The 13,360-nt window shown below is 62.8% G+C and carries 14 protein-coding genes; 11 read left to right on the top strand and 3 right to left on the bottom strand.

All coding sequences use genetic code 11. The annotated features are described in order from the left end of the window. Window positions 1-39: 39 nt before the first annotated feature. Window positions 40-828 (bottom strand): IclR family transcriptional regulator, encoded by a 789-nt coding sequence (locus ACIQTS_RS12810; RefSeq protein ID WP_105656236.1) that lies wholly within the window; start codon window positions 826-828, stop codon window positions 40-42. A gap of 101 nt (window positions 829-929) precedes the next feature. Between ACIQTS_RS12810 and ACIQTS_RS12815 the strand changes: the two genes are divergently transcribed. The 5 genes from ACIQTS_RS12815 (at window position 930) to ACIQTS_RS12835 (ending at window position 6,832) form a co-directional block, all read left to right on the top strand. Next, on the top strand, window positions 930-1,385 hold the full coding sequence (locus ACIQTS_RS12815) for a VOC family protein (protein WP_402473594.1): 456 nt from the start codon (window positions 930-932) through the stop codon (window positions 1,383-1,385). Window positions 1,386-1,547: 162 nt separating this feature from the next. After that, the gene (locus ACIQTS_RS12820; RefSeq protein ID WP_402473595.1) at window positions 1,548-2,252 is read left to right on the top strand and encodes a CoA transferase subunit A; all 705 of its coding nucleotides are present in this window, start codon (window positions 1,548-1,550) and stop codon (window positions 2,250-2,252) included. A 2-nt stretch (window positions 2,253-2,254) separates the two neighbouring features. Continuing rightward, window positions 2,255-2,905 carry a CoA transferase subunit B gene (locus ACIQTS_RS12825; protein ID WP_105656234.1) on the top strand — a complete coding sequence of 217 codons (651 nt, stop codon included), beginning with the start codon at window positions 2,255-2,257 and terminating at the stop codon, window positions 2,903-2,905. Further along, complete coding sequence (locus ACIQTS_RS12830; RefSeq protein WP_402473596.1) at window positions 2,902-4,071, top strand: acetyl-CoA C-acyltransferase; 1,170 nt, start codon at window positions 2,902-2,904, stop codon at window positions 4,069-4,071. Before ACIQTS_RS12825 ends, ACIQTS_RS12830 begins: the two co-directional genes overlap by 4 nt. 253 nt (window positions 4,072-4,324) lie before the next feature. Beyond that, entirely contained in the window at window positions 4,325-6,832 is a 2,508-nt protein-coding gene (locus tag ACIQTS_RS12835; protein WP_402473597.1) for a hypothetical protein, read from the top strand. 98 nt (window positions 6,833-6,930) lie between these two features. On the opposite strand, the gene ACIQTS_RS12840 is transcribed toward ACIQTS_RS12835, so the two are convergent. Together ACIQTS_RS12840 and ACIQTS_RS12845 are read right to left on the bottom strand one after the other, a co-directional pair. Continuing rightward, a complete protein-coding gene (locus tag ACIQTS_RS12840) occupies window positions 6,931-7,491 on the bottom strand; it encodes a histidine phosphatase family protein (RefSeq protein ID WP_332488856.1) in 561 nt (186 codons plus the stop codon). Window positions 7,492-7,555: 64 nt separating this feature from the next. Beyond that, window positions 7,556-8,386, bottom strand: a complete 831-nt coding sequence (locus ACIQTS_RS12845) for a metallophosphoesterase family protein (protein ID WP_402473598.1) — start codon at window positions 8,384-8,386, stop codon at window positions 7,556-7,558. A 248-nt stretch (window positions 8,387-8,634) separates the two neighbouring features. Between ACIQTS_RS12845 and ACIQTS_RS12850 the strand changes: the two genes are divergently transcribed. The 6 genes from ACIQTS_RS12850 to ACIQTS_RS12875 all read left to right on the top strand — a co-directional run bounded on the left by ACIQTS_RS12850 (window position 8,635) and on the right by ACIQTS_RS12875 (window position 13,318). Beyond that, complete coding sequence (locus ACIQTS_RS12850; protein WP_105656229.1) at window positions 8,635-9,585, top strand: beta-ketoacyl-ACP synthase III; 951 nt, start codon at window positions 8,635-8,637, stop codon at window positions 9,583-9,585. A gap of 137 nt (window positions 9,586-9,722) precedes the next feature. Next, on the top strand, window positions 9,723-10,061 hold the full coding sequence (locus ACIQTS_RS12855; RefSeq protein WP_105656228.1) for a helix-turn-helix transcriptional regulator: 339 nt from the start codon (window positions 9,723-9,725) through the stop codon (window positions 10,059-10,061). Further along, on the top strand, window positions 10,058-11,038 hold the full coding sequence (locus tag ACIQTS_RS12860; RefSeq protein WP_402473599.1) for a TIGR03086 family metal-binding protein: 981 nt from the start codon (window positions 10,058-10,060) through the stop codon (window positions 11,036-11,038). The genes ACIQTS_RS12855 and ACIQTS_RS12860 overlap by 4 nt, the downstream gene beginning before the upstream one ends. A gap of 9 nt (window positions 11,039-11,047) precedes the next feature. Further along, the gene (locus ACIQTS_RS12865) at window positions 11,048-11,485 is read left to right on the top strand and encodes an SRPBCC family protein (protein ID WP_402473600.1); all 438 of its coding nucleotides are present in this window, start codon (window positions 11,048-11,050) and stop codon (window positions 11,483-11,485) included. A gap of 136 nt (window positions 11,486-11,621) precedes the next feature. Further along, window positions 11,622-12,326, top strand: coding sequence for a FadR/GntR family transcriptional regulator (locus ACIQTS_RS12870; protein WP_105656225.1), 705 nt, complete (start codon window positions 11,622-11,624; stop codon window positions 12,324-12,326). Continuing rightward, window positions 12,323-13,318 (top strand): asparaginase, encoded by a 996-nt coding sequence (locus tag ACIQTS_RS12875; protein ID WP_286134627.1) that lies wholly within the window; start codon window positions 12,323-12,325, stop codon window positions 13,316-13,318. Before ACIQTS_RS12870 ends, ACIQTS_RS12875 begins: the two co-directional genes overlap by 4 nt. Window positions 13,319-13,360: the final 42 nt, after the last annotated feature.

The following is a 13,360-nucleotide window of genomic DNA, read 5'->3' on the forward strand; positions in this document are numbered from 1 at the left end:
AAGATTACCGCAGGAAGCTTTGTACAGGGGAAGGAAAAACTAGCGTGGCAGCGTGCTTGACCGGGCCGACAGCTTGGTGGACAGCTCGTGCGCGTGGTGCAGCAGGAGATTGCCCAGCTCTTCGCGGCGGTCCGCTTCAAAGCGAGTGTGGATCCCGGTCAGGCTCAGTGCCCAGGCAGGCTGTCCCGAGTTGTCGAAAACCGCAGCACCCATGCCCCAGCTGCCCTCGACGATCAAGCCGGGGTTGACCGAATAGCCCAGCTGGCGGGTTTCGGCGACCTTTTTGCGCAGCTCTTCGCGCGAATGCGCCGGCCCATATCCTGGCTCTAGATCGGCATCGCGCAGGTAGCGCTCAATGCCCTGTTCAGGCAGGAAAGCAAGGATCGCGATTCCGGCCGAAGCGACTCCCAGCGGGAAGCGCCGTCCTTCATACAGCACGAACGAGCGGATGGGAAAGGCTCCATCCTGGCGCAGCAAGCACACGGTTTCGTCCCCTCGCCGCGCCGAGAGGAACGCACTTTCCCCGGTCGCCTCGGCCAGCGCGGCAACATGCTCGCGGGCCAATTCGCTGATGTCGTAGCGCTCGGCTGCCACCGCGCCCATGAGGTAGAGCTCGGGGCCAAGCAGCCAGCGGCCGGTGCGATGATCGTGGTCGCAGAATCCTTCGGTGGCCAACGCGCTGAGCAGGCGATGCACGGTGGGCCGGGCCAAACCGGTGCTCCGGGCCGTTTGCGTCGTGGTGATGCCCTCGGGCATTGCGGTGCTCACGGTGCGAAGCACGGCGGCCAGCCGCCCTACGACTTGGGTTCCAGCCGGGGAATTGCTCATGACCACATTATGGACGATCGGTTCCGGGCCGGATAATTCCCGCTTCATACTTTGTCGCCGTACCCTGTTGCTATCGAGCTGGTCGGCGGATAATTCAGCACATGGAAAAGACATGGCAAATCGTCATCGACTGCGCCCGCCCGCAAGCAATGGTCCGGTTCTGGGCCGAAGCCTTGCGCTACGTTCCCGAGCCCGCCCCGGACGGGCATCCCACCTGGCGCGCCTACTGGCAGTCCATGGGCGTGCCGGATGATGAATTGCCGCCCGGAACCGGTGATGAACCGGAGTCGCTGGTCGATCCGCAAGGTGGTGGGCCAAGGATTTGGTTCCAGCAGGTACCGGAGGCCAAGAGCATCAAGAATCGCCTGCATCTGGACTTGCTGGTCAGCGGCGGCCGCGGCGTTCGCTTCGAGGAACGCAGGCAAATCATCACCGACGAGGCAGAGCGCCTGGTGGCTCTGGGGGCCAAAGTCCGCACCGTTCACGACATGCCAGAGATGGGCCATTTCGCTATCTGCATGTTCGATATCGAAGGCAATGAGTTCGACATCGTCTAGCCCTCTCAGCTATGTCCATAATATGGACCGCTTGGCCATTCCTCCTCACCATCCGACCAGTTACCCGGCAATGCACCGGGTCTATTGCATGCTCACCTGCGACTACGTACGTTAGAGGATAAGCAGATCCGCGCTCCACATAGTGGACACATGGAGGAATCGATGACAACGAAGTTTCGGGATGACGCAGCCGCCGCCTTGGCTGCCGTCGTCAAGGATGGCATGACCATCGCAGTAGGCGGTTTCGGCCTCTCCGGCATCCCCAACCGCCTGATCACTGCAGTGCGGGATTCGAAGGCAACCAACCTGACCATCGTGTCAAACAACATGGGCGTAGACGGCAAAGGGCTGGGCATCCTGCTGGAAAATAAGCAGGTCTCCAAGGTCCTGGCCTCCTACGTCGGGGAGAACAAGCTGTTCGCACAGCAGTTCCTCGATGGGGATCTGGAAGTTGAATTCTGCCCGCAGGGCACCTTGGCCGAGCGCTTGCGCGCTGGCGGGGTGGGCATTCCCGCCTTCTTCACCCCCACCGGCGTGGGAACTCCGATCGCCGAAGGCAAGGAAGTCATGGAATTCAACGGCAAGCCAGCGATCCTCGAGCGTGGCATCTTTGCCGATATCGCACTGGTCAAGGCGCACCAGGCCGACGCCGAAGGCAACCTGCGCTACCGGATGACCTCGAAGAACTTCAACCCGCTGGCCGCCATGTCCGGCCGCCATACCTTCGCCGAAGCCGAGGAAATTGTCGAGGGCTATCTGGATCCGTCGCTGGTGGAGACCCCCGGCATCTTCGTGCAGACCCTGGTGCAGGCCGATGCGGTCAAGGACATTGAACAGCGCACCGTGCGCAGCCGAAAGGAGGCCTGAGCATGTGGACTCGCGATGAAATGGCGGCCATTGCCGCTAGCGAATTAACCGACGGCCAGTATGTGAATCTCGGTATTGGAATCCCCACGATGGTGGCCAACAACCTGCCGGAAGGCGTTTCGGTCAAGCTGCAAAGCGAAAACGGCCTGCTGGGCATGGGTCCCTTCCCCTATGAAGGTGAAGAAGATGCGGATCTGATCAATGCAGGCAAGCAGACCGTGACCATCCTGCCCGGCGGCAGCTTCTTCGATTCGGCGACCTCCTTCGGCATGATCCGCGGCGGCCACGTCCAGACCGCGATCCTCGGCGCCCTGCAAGTGGCCGCCAATGGCGATCTGGCCAATTGGACCATCCCGGGCAAGCTGGTCAAGGGCATGGGCGGAGCCATGGACCTGGTCGCCGGCACCCCGCGCGTGATCGTTCTGACTGATCACGTGGCCAAGGACGGGACGTCCAAGATTGTGGAGAAATGCGACTTGCCGCTCACCGGAGTCGGCGTGGTCAACCGCATCATCACCGACCGAGCAGTGTTTGATATAGAAAACTCGACCTTGACCCTGCGTGCAGTAGCCCCGGGTGAAAGCGTGGAAACCATCAAGGAAATCACGGCAGCAGAATTTGCCGTGGATATTGTGGAGGATCTGAAAGCATGACCGCAAAGATTGTGGGCTACGCCCGTACCCCATTCGTGAAATTCAACGGCGCCTTCGCCGCTGTTCCAGCCACCGAGCTCGGCGCCCATGCCGGCAAGGCCGCGCTGGAACGTGCCGGAGTTGATCCCAGCGAGGTCCAGCAGGTCATCGCCGGCCAGGTGCTGCAAGGTGGCGCCGGCCAGAACCCGGCCCGTCAATCCGCCGTGGGTGCCGGCATTGCGCTGGATGTTCCGGCCATCGCCGTGAATGCCGTATGCCTCTCAGGTGCCGAGGCCGTTGTGGCAGGAGCCCGCCTGATCAATAGCGGCGAGGCAGACGTTGTCCTGGCTATCGGCCAGGAATCCATGTCGCTGGCTCCGCATGTGCAGCGCGCCCGTGCCGGAACCAAGTACGGTGCCATTGAACTGATTGACACCCTGGAATACGACGGCCTGACCGATGCTGCCGAGAAGCGTTCGATGGGCGCTTCCACCGAGGAGCACAATGCCAAGTTGTCGATGACCCGCGAGGCCCAGGATACGGTCTCGGCCGCATCCCACCAGCGCGCTGCCGCGACCCGAGATTTCGCAGCCGGCGAGATTGCGCCATTTACCATTTCCAGCCGTCGCGGCGACACCACGATCAGCGAAGATGATGGCATCCGCGAAGCAACCACCGTGGAATCCTTGGGCAAGCTGCGTCCGGCCTTTGCCAAGGAAGGCACCATTACCGCGGGCAACTCCTCGCAGATCACCGACGGCGCAGCAGCCGTGGTGCTGGCCAGCGATGCGGCCATTGAGCGCCTGGGCCTGGAGCCGCTGGCTGAAATTCTCTCGCACGCTTTCGTTGCCGGCCCGGACCGCACCCTGCACGAGCAGCCATCCAATGCCATCAGCGCAGCCCTGGAGAAGGCCGGGGCCAAAGCCCAGGACCTGAAGGCCGTCGAAATCAATGAAGCTTTCGCCGCTGTCGCGGTGCAGTCCACCAAGGCGCTGGGTCTCGATGCCTCCATCGTGAATCCGCATGGTGGCGCGATTGCCCTGGGCCACCCGATTGGCGCTTCCGGTGCACGCATCATTGGCACGTTGGCCCGCCAGCTCCACGAGATGCCGGCCGGCTCGCTGGGTGCCATCGGCATCTGCGGTGGTGGCGGCCAGGGCACCGCAGTGGTGCTGCGTTCGCTGTAGCCGCTGTCCGATTAGCCAGTGCGGTTGGGTCTTCTGGGATCCAACCGCACCGGCTTGTCCATTTACCGGTGAAGTGAAAGGCGGAACTCGCTCCTTAAGCCGCCGCATGTTTCTTAACTGGACTTTGTTCTTCCACTTACTTGTTATGTAATTGGAAGGTCATATTCCAATTGTTCGACTTTAAGTTTCCAAGAACGCTCGGATGTGACGCCATCATCGCACCATGTGAGGACTCACCTTGGAAAATACGCAATTGCCTGATGATCCAAAGGTGCCACCGGCACCTTCGGATCCATTGCCAGCGCCGGCGGCACCGGCGAACCCGTTCCAGAATGCCGGGCAGAACCGGCAGGTCAGGAAATTCACCAACGCGGTCCTGGAACTGAAGTCCCGTGCCAGCCTGCAGCTTCTTGGATTCCAAGCCGGCGCCATTGCGGCCATTGGCATCGTCCTGGCTCTTTGCTACCTGATCCCCCTGGCCTCAATGGCCAAGGAGATCGGTGGCGGCAGCTCCGCTGAATTCAACGTGGCGTCCCAGCTCAATTCCTTCAAGGCCTTCATCATGGTCTTCGGTGCCGTCCTGGGCGGCGGGCTGAAGATCACCGGATCCGGAGGCGGATTCGGCATGTTCGGCGAGCTCAGCCTCGCATTCGCCCTCGTTTCGGTCACCTCCATCGTGGCAATCTGCGCCGCGAACTACCTGATCGTGCGCAAGCTGCGTCGTGGCGCACGCAACGGCGGTTGGAAGAGCGCTGCATTGGCCTCCGGACTGCACGCGCTGGTCCTGGCATTGGTCTTCCTGGTCATTGCGCTCTTCGGGAAGCTCAGCATCCAGGGTGGCGAATTCTTCTCCGCCGCGGTGTCCCCGCGATATGCAGGTGTCTTCTTCACGATTGCCTTGGCCGTTTTCTTCTCGCAGTTCCTTGCCACCGCACCCCAGCGCGCCAACGCCGGATCCCCATTGATTACCGGCGTCCGCGAGGCCGTGGCCCTGGCCGTTTCGACCTTGGCGGCTTTCGCCTTGGTCGGCATCATTGCCGCATTCACCCAGCGTCCAGATGACATGCCCTGGAGCTTGGGCCTGATCCTGCTCCCGCTGCTGGGAACCATCGGTTCATATGTGGCAGCGTTGGGCTTCCTCGGGGCGCTGGCTCCGAATGTCTCCGGCATGGCCAGCTTCCTGGGCGAATACACCGCCGATGCCATGCCCGAATCCGTCCTGCACATCTGGGATATCGCCGACGGCAAGGGTGCTTGGCTCCTGGTCCTGAGCGCCCTCCTGGTACTCCTGGCGGCTATCCGTATTGGCGTGCACCGTGGTCGACTGGCCACTGGTTTCAACCTGCAGCGCGCTTGGCAGCTGCCAGTGGCGGCTTTGGTCCTGTGGATGATTCTTGCCGGGCTGACCAACATCTCCCTGGGTGGCGCCATCACCGCCAACGAGATGGGCAACATGAGCGGCAGCATGTCCTATGGCATCACCTGGTACTCGGTGATCTTCCTGGCACTCGGGGCCGCAGTTGTCTCGCTGCTGGCAGAAGTCCTGCCCTTGCAGGTCTACCGCTTCGCCCCATCCCTGCTGGCAGTGATTGCCGGCAAGGACGCCGCAGCGCGATGGATTTCCGGCCAGGCACCCGCCGTTGCTCCGGCTTCGCCGGTTGCAGCCGCACCCAGCCAGGCTGCTCCAGTTGCCGCCGCAGCCCAATCCACCCCTGCCGCGGCCGCCAACGGCCAGCCGATGGCTGGTGAACCGGCTCCGGCGCTGGCCCCGGCCTCGGAAGAGTCCAAGAAGAAGGCCAAGGCCGTTGGCTTCTCGGTTCTTGCGCTGGCAGTCATTGCCGGTCTGGGCTTCGGTGCCATCGCCTACCTGAACGGGCAGCGCAAGCCCGAAGCTGAAGTTGAGAAATACCTCGCGCTGCTTGCCGAGGGCCAGGCCGGCAAGGCGACCGAGATGGTCGACCCGGGGATCGACAACGCCTCGCGCGTCCTGCTCAGCGACGATATCCTGGGCAACGCCAAGCAGCGCTTGGAACTCGTTGATGTCATCGAGGAATCCAAGGGCAAGGACTCGGCCCGTGTGCGAGCGATCTACTCCATCAACGGCGAGCGCCACGAACGCTCCTTCAATGTCGACGCGGGCGACAAGGACTTCGGCCTGCTCGATACCTGGGTGCTCAATGAAGCATTGATTGTTCCGGTGGAGATCACCTCCGATAAGAGCTCGGAAGTCACTGTCGGCAAGGCCAAGGTCAAGCTGCTTGAAAGCGAGGACTACTACGGCGAGGGAAGTTCCTTCACCGGCAGCTTCTCCGCCTACCCGGGCATCTATGATGTCTCAGCGCCTGGCAATGAATACCTGACGAGCGAAGCGCAGGAATTGCGCGTCAACCATCCTGATTCGCAGCCGGCACAGGCGGCGCTGGTTACGACCACCACCGAGAAGCTCGACGAGCTGGTTCTGGATGAGGTCAAGAAGTTCGCTACTGCCTGCGTGACCGTTCCAACCAACCTCGATGACGGTTGCCCGAGCACCTTGCAGTCCAAGGACATCGCATCGTTCTCTGTGAAGTCGCATGCTGAAAGCGTGGCCATCGAGGAATCGGGCAGTTTCTCAAGCTCCGAGATCGTCTTCAAGTACAAGCTCAATGACACGGAGTTCATTGATTACGACGAAGAAGAGCTCACCCGCAGCTTCACGGGCAGCGTGGATTGGTACGGCGAGAAGCCCCAGGTCACCGTCGAAGGCGCATCCTGGTGGTAAGCCGCTGCTTCAGCTGTTGCTAGCCCGCCGCTGACTAGAACGCAAAGCCGCGTGCCGGCCATGATCCATGGCCGGCACGCGGCTTTGCTCTTTGCTTCCTAATGCCACAGCGGTTCGCGCGAGACGTGGTTGACCAGTAGCTGCGCATCCAGCTCGACATAGGTTCCATTGGCCATGCGCGGATTGCTTTCGCCGGTGAGCGCGGCGATTACCGAGCAGATCAAGGCGCTGTGGCTCACGACCATCACGTTCTGCCCGGGATGCTGATGGCAGATCTTGAACAATGCGTTCACTGCACGCCCCACCAGATGTTCTTCGGTTTCTCCGGTGCCAACCAGCAGTTGGCGCTGTTCGTCGGCGCCATCGGCCACCAGGGTGCCTTCGAGATCGCCGAAGTCCTGCTCCATCAGTTCCTGGTTTTCGTGCAGGGCACGGATGCCCAGGCTATTGGCGAGGATCTGCGCTGTTTGGCGGGCACGGAACAACGGGGAGGAATACACTGCGTCCCAAGTGCCTTCGGGTGCCAGCTCGGTGGCCAGCTGCTGGGCTTGGCGGATGCCGGTATCGTTCAGTGGCAGGTCGCTGCGTCCATGCAGGCGTCCTGCCTTGTTCCATTCGGTCTGTCCGTGGCGGATCAGGATCAGTTTCTTTGCGCTCATCGTCTTCTTCTTTCTGGCATGCACCGAAGCAACTGGTGCCCGGTGCGAAGTAGCGTTCTTGGAGTCAGTTGCCGGTCTGCGAACTCTTGACCGGCGCTGGCAGAGGGGTGCTGGCGTGCAGCGCGGCGTACTGGCCGCTGGTTGCAGCGAACGCGTCGACCGATTTGGCTCCGACCTTGATGACGTTGAATCCCGCTGCGGGTTCGTCAACGATCTGCGTCGGGGCAAATGGATTCATGTTGTAGGACACTGCGGGAGCCATGAACACCGGGGTGCTCAACAGCTGGCTGGTGGACGCTTGATGGTAGTGGCCGCTAAGGATTGCACGGATATCGCTTCCGGCGGCGATGGCCGCCAGCTCCATCGGGTTCTCCAGCCCGCGGCCGGCGCGGGCTTCATTGGCGGCTTCCACCGGAGGATGGTGCAGCAGCAGCAGGGATCCGCGCGGCGCCGGAACCGCCAGCAGCGAGGCAAGCCAATCGAGCTGCCGCTGTTCCAGGCGTCCCCGGGCCAACTGGAATCCCCCGCTGTCCAATCCGATAATCCGTAGTCCCAGGATCTCGTGCACCGTGTCGGCTGGATGCGGACCGGTGGACAGGCGCCTGGTGTTGAAGGATTCTCCAATCGCGCCCAACGGATCATGGTTGCCCGGAACGGTGATGACCGGGCAATCCAGTTCACGCTGGGCCTGGTTGAAGATCCCTGCGGCCCGCTCATGGATGTCCGAACCGCGGTCTGCGATATCGCCGGTCACCACAATGGCATCCGGATCCAGGCAAGCGGCTGCTTCCAGCGCCTGTTCTGTTCGTTGCCACGAATCAATGGATCCGTGAAGCAGCTGCCCTTCGGGACGCAGGTGGGTGTCGCTCAATTGGATTATCGTCAGAGGTTCCATTTTTTCCTCCTTCACGGCTGCTGCATTTCATCCCATTGAACGCCGGGGTTCTGGCCAGCAGGTGAACAGGGTGTCGACGCCATATGAAGTCCTGAAGAATCGGGGTTTTGCCGATAATCGGACAAATCGGCCAATGAAGGCAGGTAAAACTGGCTGACACATGCTTTCTGGCGCATATGAACGGCGAGTAGCATCCAAAACGACTAATCTTAGAAGAGAAGATTTGAATCCACCGAGGAGCTATATCCATGACCGGCAGCAAAGTCGTCGCCTTTGGCCACTTCCAGCCAGAGCGCATCGTCCCTAACACCGAGCTGGAAAAGTTGGTGGAAACCAGCGATGAATGGATCACCCGACGTGTCGGCATCGAAGAACGCCGCTGGGGAACCGGTGTTGAAACCGTAGACTCCATGGCCATCAAGGCCGCAGAGATGGCGCTGGGCAACGCCGCTGGCATCAAGGCAGCCGATATCGACATGATCATCGTCGCCACCTGCACCGCTACGGACCGTTCGCCGAACATGGCCGCACGCGTAGCTAACGCCCTGGGCATGGACCAAGGACCGGCAGCGGTGGACGTGAACGTGGCTTGCGCAGGCTTTGCCCACGCAGTTGGCCTGGCCCAGGGCGCCATTGCCGCTGGCTCGGCGACGAATGCCCTGGTTATCGGCTCGGAGATGCTCACCGACTACACCGACTTCACCGATCGCACCACCTGCGTGCTGACCGCGGACGGCGCTGGCGCCTTCGTGATCACCGCATCGGAGGACAACGGCATCTCGCCGGTGGTCTGGGGTTCGGTTCCGTCCCTGTCCGATGCAGTGCGCATCGAAGAAGAAAACAACATGAAGTTTGCGCAGAACGGCCAGAGCGTTTACCGCTGGACCGTCACGCAGCTGCCGAAGATCGCTTCGAAAATCATCGACCGTGCCGGCATGAAGCCTGAGGAGCTGGACGCCATTGTCCTGCACCAGGCCAACCTGCGCATCATCGAGCCATTGGCAGAGAAGATCGGCGCACCGAACGCGCGCGTGGCCACCGATGTGGTGTACTCGGGCAACACTTCGGCCGCTTCGGTTCCGCTGGCTCTTTCCAAGTTGATGGCTTCGGATGAGCCATTGCCTTCGGGTTCCAAGGCGTTGCTCTTCGCCTTCGGTGGCGGCCTGGCTTACGCCGGCCAGATCATCACGATCCCTTAAGTATTTTCGCCATGAGTGGGCGCTACGGCATTTTGCCGTGGCGCCCACTAGTGCTTTAACGGCGCCTTCCGCATCAGCCTAAAAAGCTGCTCCGAATCCCTTGCAACAACGCGTTAGTGACTGCTAACGTATTTTTCATGCTTGATCTACTGGAAGTCGCTTCCGAGCCAACGCGCAGGCGCTTGATTCAGTTGCTGGGTTCCGGGGAACGCACGGTGACGGAACTGGCCGCGAACTTCGCCGTCAGCCGCTCCGCCATCTCGCAACACCTGCTGCTGTTGATTGACGTAGGACTGCTGCAAGCCCGCAAGGATGGCCGCAGCCGCTACTACTCGCTGGACCCTGCAGGCATCACGAAGCTCAAGGCCCTCCTTGACTCGTTCTGGAATACCGAACTCGACCTGCTCGTTGCCGAGGCCGCCGAATTGGCGTCGTTCAATGGGCCACCGCACCAGCCACCAGGAGAAAAGCCATGAGCTATGAACGAACAGTCATCCTCCCCGTTGACGCCGACACCGCCTTTGCACTGGTCACCAACCCGGAGCGCCTTCGCCGCTGGCAAACCGTTGCCAACCGCGTCGACCTGCAGACCGGCGGCAGCTACCGCTTCACCATGGGTCCGGGCCACCAGGCTTCGGGCACTTTCACCGAAATCGAGCCCGGCAGGCGCCTGGTCTTCACCATGGGCTGGGAAGGTTCGGATGCCGTTCCGCCCGGCGATTCGACGGTTTTCATCACCTTGGAACCGCTGGATCAGGGCACGGCCCTGACCTTGCGCCATGAGGGGCTGGACGCCGAGCAGTCCTCGGGCCACGCCGAGGGATGGAACCACTTCCTGGACCGCCTGAAGGAGTTTGCTGAAACCGGCGAAGCAGCCATCGACGAGTGGAACGCCGTTCCCGAGCCGCAGAACCCGATCGTTTCCGCCGAGGGCTCCGTGGCAGCCCTGCAGTTCATCCTGAACAACATCTGCGCAGCGGACCTGGCCAAAGCCACTCCCTGCTCCGAGTTCTCCGTGGGCGAGCTGCTGGATCACCTTGCGGGTTCGGTCTCGATGATCGGCGGTGCCCTGGGCGCTGCGGTATCCGATGACCCGGCCCTGGCGCCGGAAGCACGCATCGCCAACCTGGTGCAGCCGACCCTGGAGGCTTTTGCCGCTCGCGGCGTTGCCGGCGAGATTGATCTCGGATTCGCTGTCATGCCGGCTTCAGTGGTTGCCGGGATCCTGAATCTGGAACTGATGGTTCACGGGTGGGACTTCGCCCAGGCGACCGGCCAGGAGTTCGCGATCCATCCTGGCCACGCGGAATACGTACTGGGCTTGGCACGCAAGACTGTGGGACCGGCTCAGCGCATCTCCGGTTCCTTCGCGGAAGAAACCATGGTCGCCGAATCCGCCAGCAGCCTGGATCGCCTGATTGCGTTCACCGGCCGCGTTCCCGCAGGAGCCTGAGGACCTCCCATGGTTGATGTCTCCACGAGCATCGCTATCGACCGGCCACGTTCGGTGGTGGCCGGCTACGCGATGAACCCGCTGAACGCTCCCGCGTGGTACCGGAATATCCACTCGGTGCGCCGGCTGGATCCCCATGGCTTCGGCCTCGGATCATGCACCGCCTTCGAAGCTAGGTTCCTTGGACGGAAGCTTTCCTACACCTACGAAGTCACCAGGTTCGCGGAGAACGAGGAACTGGTCATGGCCACCGCGCAGGGCCCGTTTCCCATGCGCACCACCTATCGCTTCGAAGCGATAGGGCCAACGGCGACCCGGGTCCACCTGCGCAATGACGGCGAGCCAACTGGCTTCGGCAAACTGGCCGGCCCGCTGAGGGAAATGATGATGCGGCGAGCCAATATGGCTGATCTCCGGGCGCTGAAAAGCATCCTGGAGAAAGACTGAGGACCAGCGGCGAACACCGCGGATACCTTGCCTCCGGCATCGCGTCCGCGGTGTTCGCGCGTCACTGACCTGAGCATTCCCAATTGCTCCAGTTCCCGACTTGACGTTAAGTGGATCACACCCCAGACTGGTACACGTGAACCTGTCTGACAGCTGGACACCCGGACAGCAACCGATCGAACGACGATCCGCTGCCGAAGGCGTCTTCCATGCACTCCGCCTAGCCATTGAAGCCCAGGAAATCGCCATCGGCGCGAAACTGGGATCCGAAGCTGCCCTCGCGGCCGACTACGGCGTGAGCCGCTCGGTCATCCGCGAAGCGCTGCGCTCCTGCGCGGCCCTGGGCCTGACCCGCACCGAAACCGGGCGCGGCACCTTCGTGGTCTCCCACCGGCCCACCCGCGAGCTGAAACTGGGCACGTTCTCCTCCGACGACCTGCACGAAGCCCGTCCGCATATCGAGATCCCGGCTGCCACCCTCGCCGCCACCCGGCGCACCGCCGAGGACTTGGAGCGGATCAGCGGGCTGATCGAGGCGATGGAGCAGGAAGACGACCCGGCAGCCTGGGTCGAGCTGGACGCCGCCTTCCATGCCGCGATCGCCCAGGCCAGCGGCAACTCGGTGTTCTCCAAGGTCGTCGCGGACATCCGCGAGGCCATGGCCCGCCAGTCCGAGACCGTGAACCTGGTTGCCGGCCGCCGGTCGCCGTCGAACTCGGAGCACCAGGAAATCTACCAGGCCATCGCCGCCCAGGACCCGCAAGCGGCCAACAATGCGATGGCCAAGCACCTCAATGCGGTGCAGCAAGCAGTATCCACCATAGTCAGGAGCAAGAAGTGACCCCCGCCGATCCCCAGACCCTGCGCGCTTCGCTGGTCGTTGAGGCACTGCCGCAGCACGAACCGCTGGTCATCGCCACCCGCGGCGAGGCCGTGGAGTCCATCCACTACGGCTCGGCCGTGCTGCTGGATCCCGCCGGCTCCATCGCCGCCAGCCGCGGCGATGCCCAGGCCGCGTTCTACCCGCGCTCGGCGCTCAAGCCGCTGTTCGCCGTGGGCATGCTGCGCGCCGGACTGCAGCTCGACGACCAGCAGCTGGCCTTGGCCTCGGCCAGCCACTCCGGGAGCCCGCGCCACCTGCAGGTCGCCGAATCCACGCTGGCCGCCGCCGGCCTGGACCACACAGCGCTGCGCAATTCCACCGACCTGCCCTACGGCGTTGCCGAGCGCCAGGACTACCTGGCCGCTGGCGGCAAGGCCACCGCGCTCGCGCAGAACTGCTCGGGCAAGCACGCCGCACTGGCGGCCCTGTGCGAGCTCAAGGGCTGGGACACCGCCAACTACCTGCACGACGAGCGCCTCCTGCAGCTGCTGCAGGACACCGTGGAGGATCTTTCGGGCGAACAGATCTCCGGGGTGAGCACCGACGGCTGCGGCACCCCGGTCTACCGGATGACCCTGGCCGGATTGGCCCGCGCCTTCGGCAAGCTGGCCAGCGCCGCGCAAGGCACCGCCGAGGCACGCGTGGCCGCGGCAATGGCCGGCTACCCGGAACTGGTAGCCGGCGTTGGCCGCGATGTCACCGCCCTGATGCGCGCGGTGCCCGGCTCCGTGGCCAAGGACGGTTTCGAGGGCATCCAGGCCGTGGGCCTGCCCGATGGCAGCGCGCTGGCCGTGAAGATCGCCGACGGCTCGGACCGCGCCCGGATGCCGATCACCGCCAAGCTGCTCGCCGAGCACCTGGGCTCCGAGGCCGCGATCGCCCTTGAACCGCTGGCTACCAGCCCGGCCTTCGGCGGCGGTGCGCCCGTGGGCCTGCTGGCCGCACTGTAGTTTTTTCCGTTCCAACCATTTCAACGAATCCTGGAGAAGAAT

The sequence above is a fragment of the Glutamicibacter sp. NPDC090743 genome (assembly GCF_044769125.1).
Taxonomy (GTDB): domain Bacteria; phylum Actinomycetota; class Actinomycetes; order Actinomycetales; family Micrococcaceae; genus Glutamicibacter.

Excerpts from the sequence above, each read along its gene's own strand:
- ACIQTS_RS12855 (WP_105656228.1), top strand. The coding sequence starts at position 9,723 with ATGCTTGATCTACTGGAAGTCGCTTCCGAGCCAACGCGCAGGCGCTTG.
- ACIQTS_RS12845 (WP_402473598.1), bottom strand. The coding sequence starts at position 8,386 with ATGGAACCTCTGACGATAATCCAATTGAGCGACACCCACCTGCGTCCC.
- ACIQTS_RS12865 (WP_402473600.1), top strand. The coding sequence starts at position 11,048 with ATGGTTGATGTCTCCACGAGCATCGCTATCGACCGGCCACGTTCGGTG.
- ACIQTS_RS12840 (WP_332488856.1), bottom strand. The coding sequence starts at position 7,491 with ATGAGCGCAAAGAAACTGATCCTGATCCGCCACGGACAGACCGAATGG.
- ACIQTS_RS12830 (WP_402473596.1), top strand. The coding sequence starts at position 2,902 with ATGACCGCAAAGATTGTGGGCTACGCCCGTACCCCATTCGTGAAATTC.
- ACIQTS_RS12850 (WP_105656229.1), top strand. The coding sequence starts at position 8,635 with ATGACCGGCAGCAAAGTCGTCGCCTTTGGCCACTTCCAGCCAGAGCGC.
- ACIQTS_RS12825 (WP_105656234.1), top strand. The coding sequence starts at position 2,255 with ATGTGGACTCGCGATGAAATGGCGGCCATTGCCGCTAGCGAATTAACC.
- ACIQTS_RS12815 (WP_402473594.1), top strand. The coding sequence starts at position 930 with ATGGAAAAGACATGGCAAATCGTCATCGACTGCGCCCGCCCGCAAGCA.
- ACIQTS_RS12810 (WP_105656236.1), bottom strand. The coding sequence starts at position 828 with ATGAGCAATTCCCCGGCTGGAACCCAAGTCGTAGGGCGGCTGGCCGCC.
- ACIQTS_RS12820 (WP_402473595.1), top strand. The coding sequence starts at position 1,548 with ATGACAACGAAGTTTCGGGATGACGCAGCCGCCGCCTTGGCTGCCGTC.
- ACIQTS_RS12860 (WP_402473599.1), top strand. The coding sequence starts at position 10,058 with ATGAGCTATGAACGAACAGTCATCCTCCCCGTTGACGCCGACACCGCC.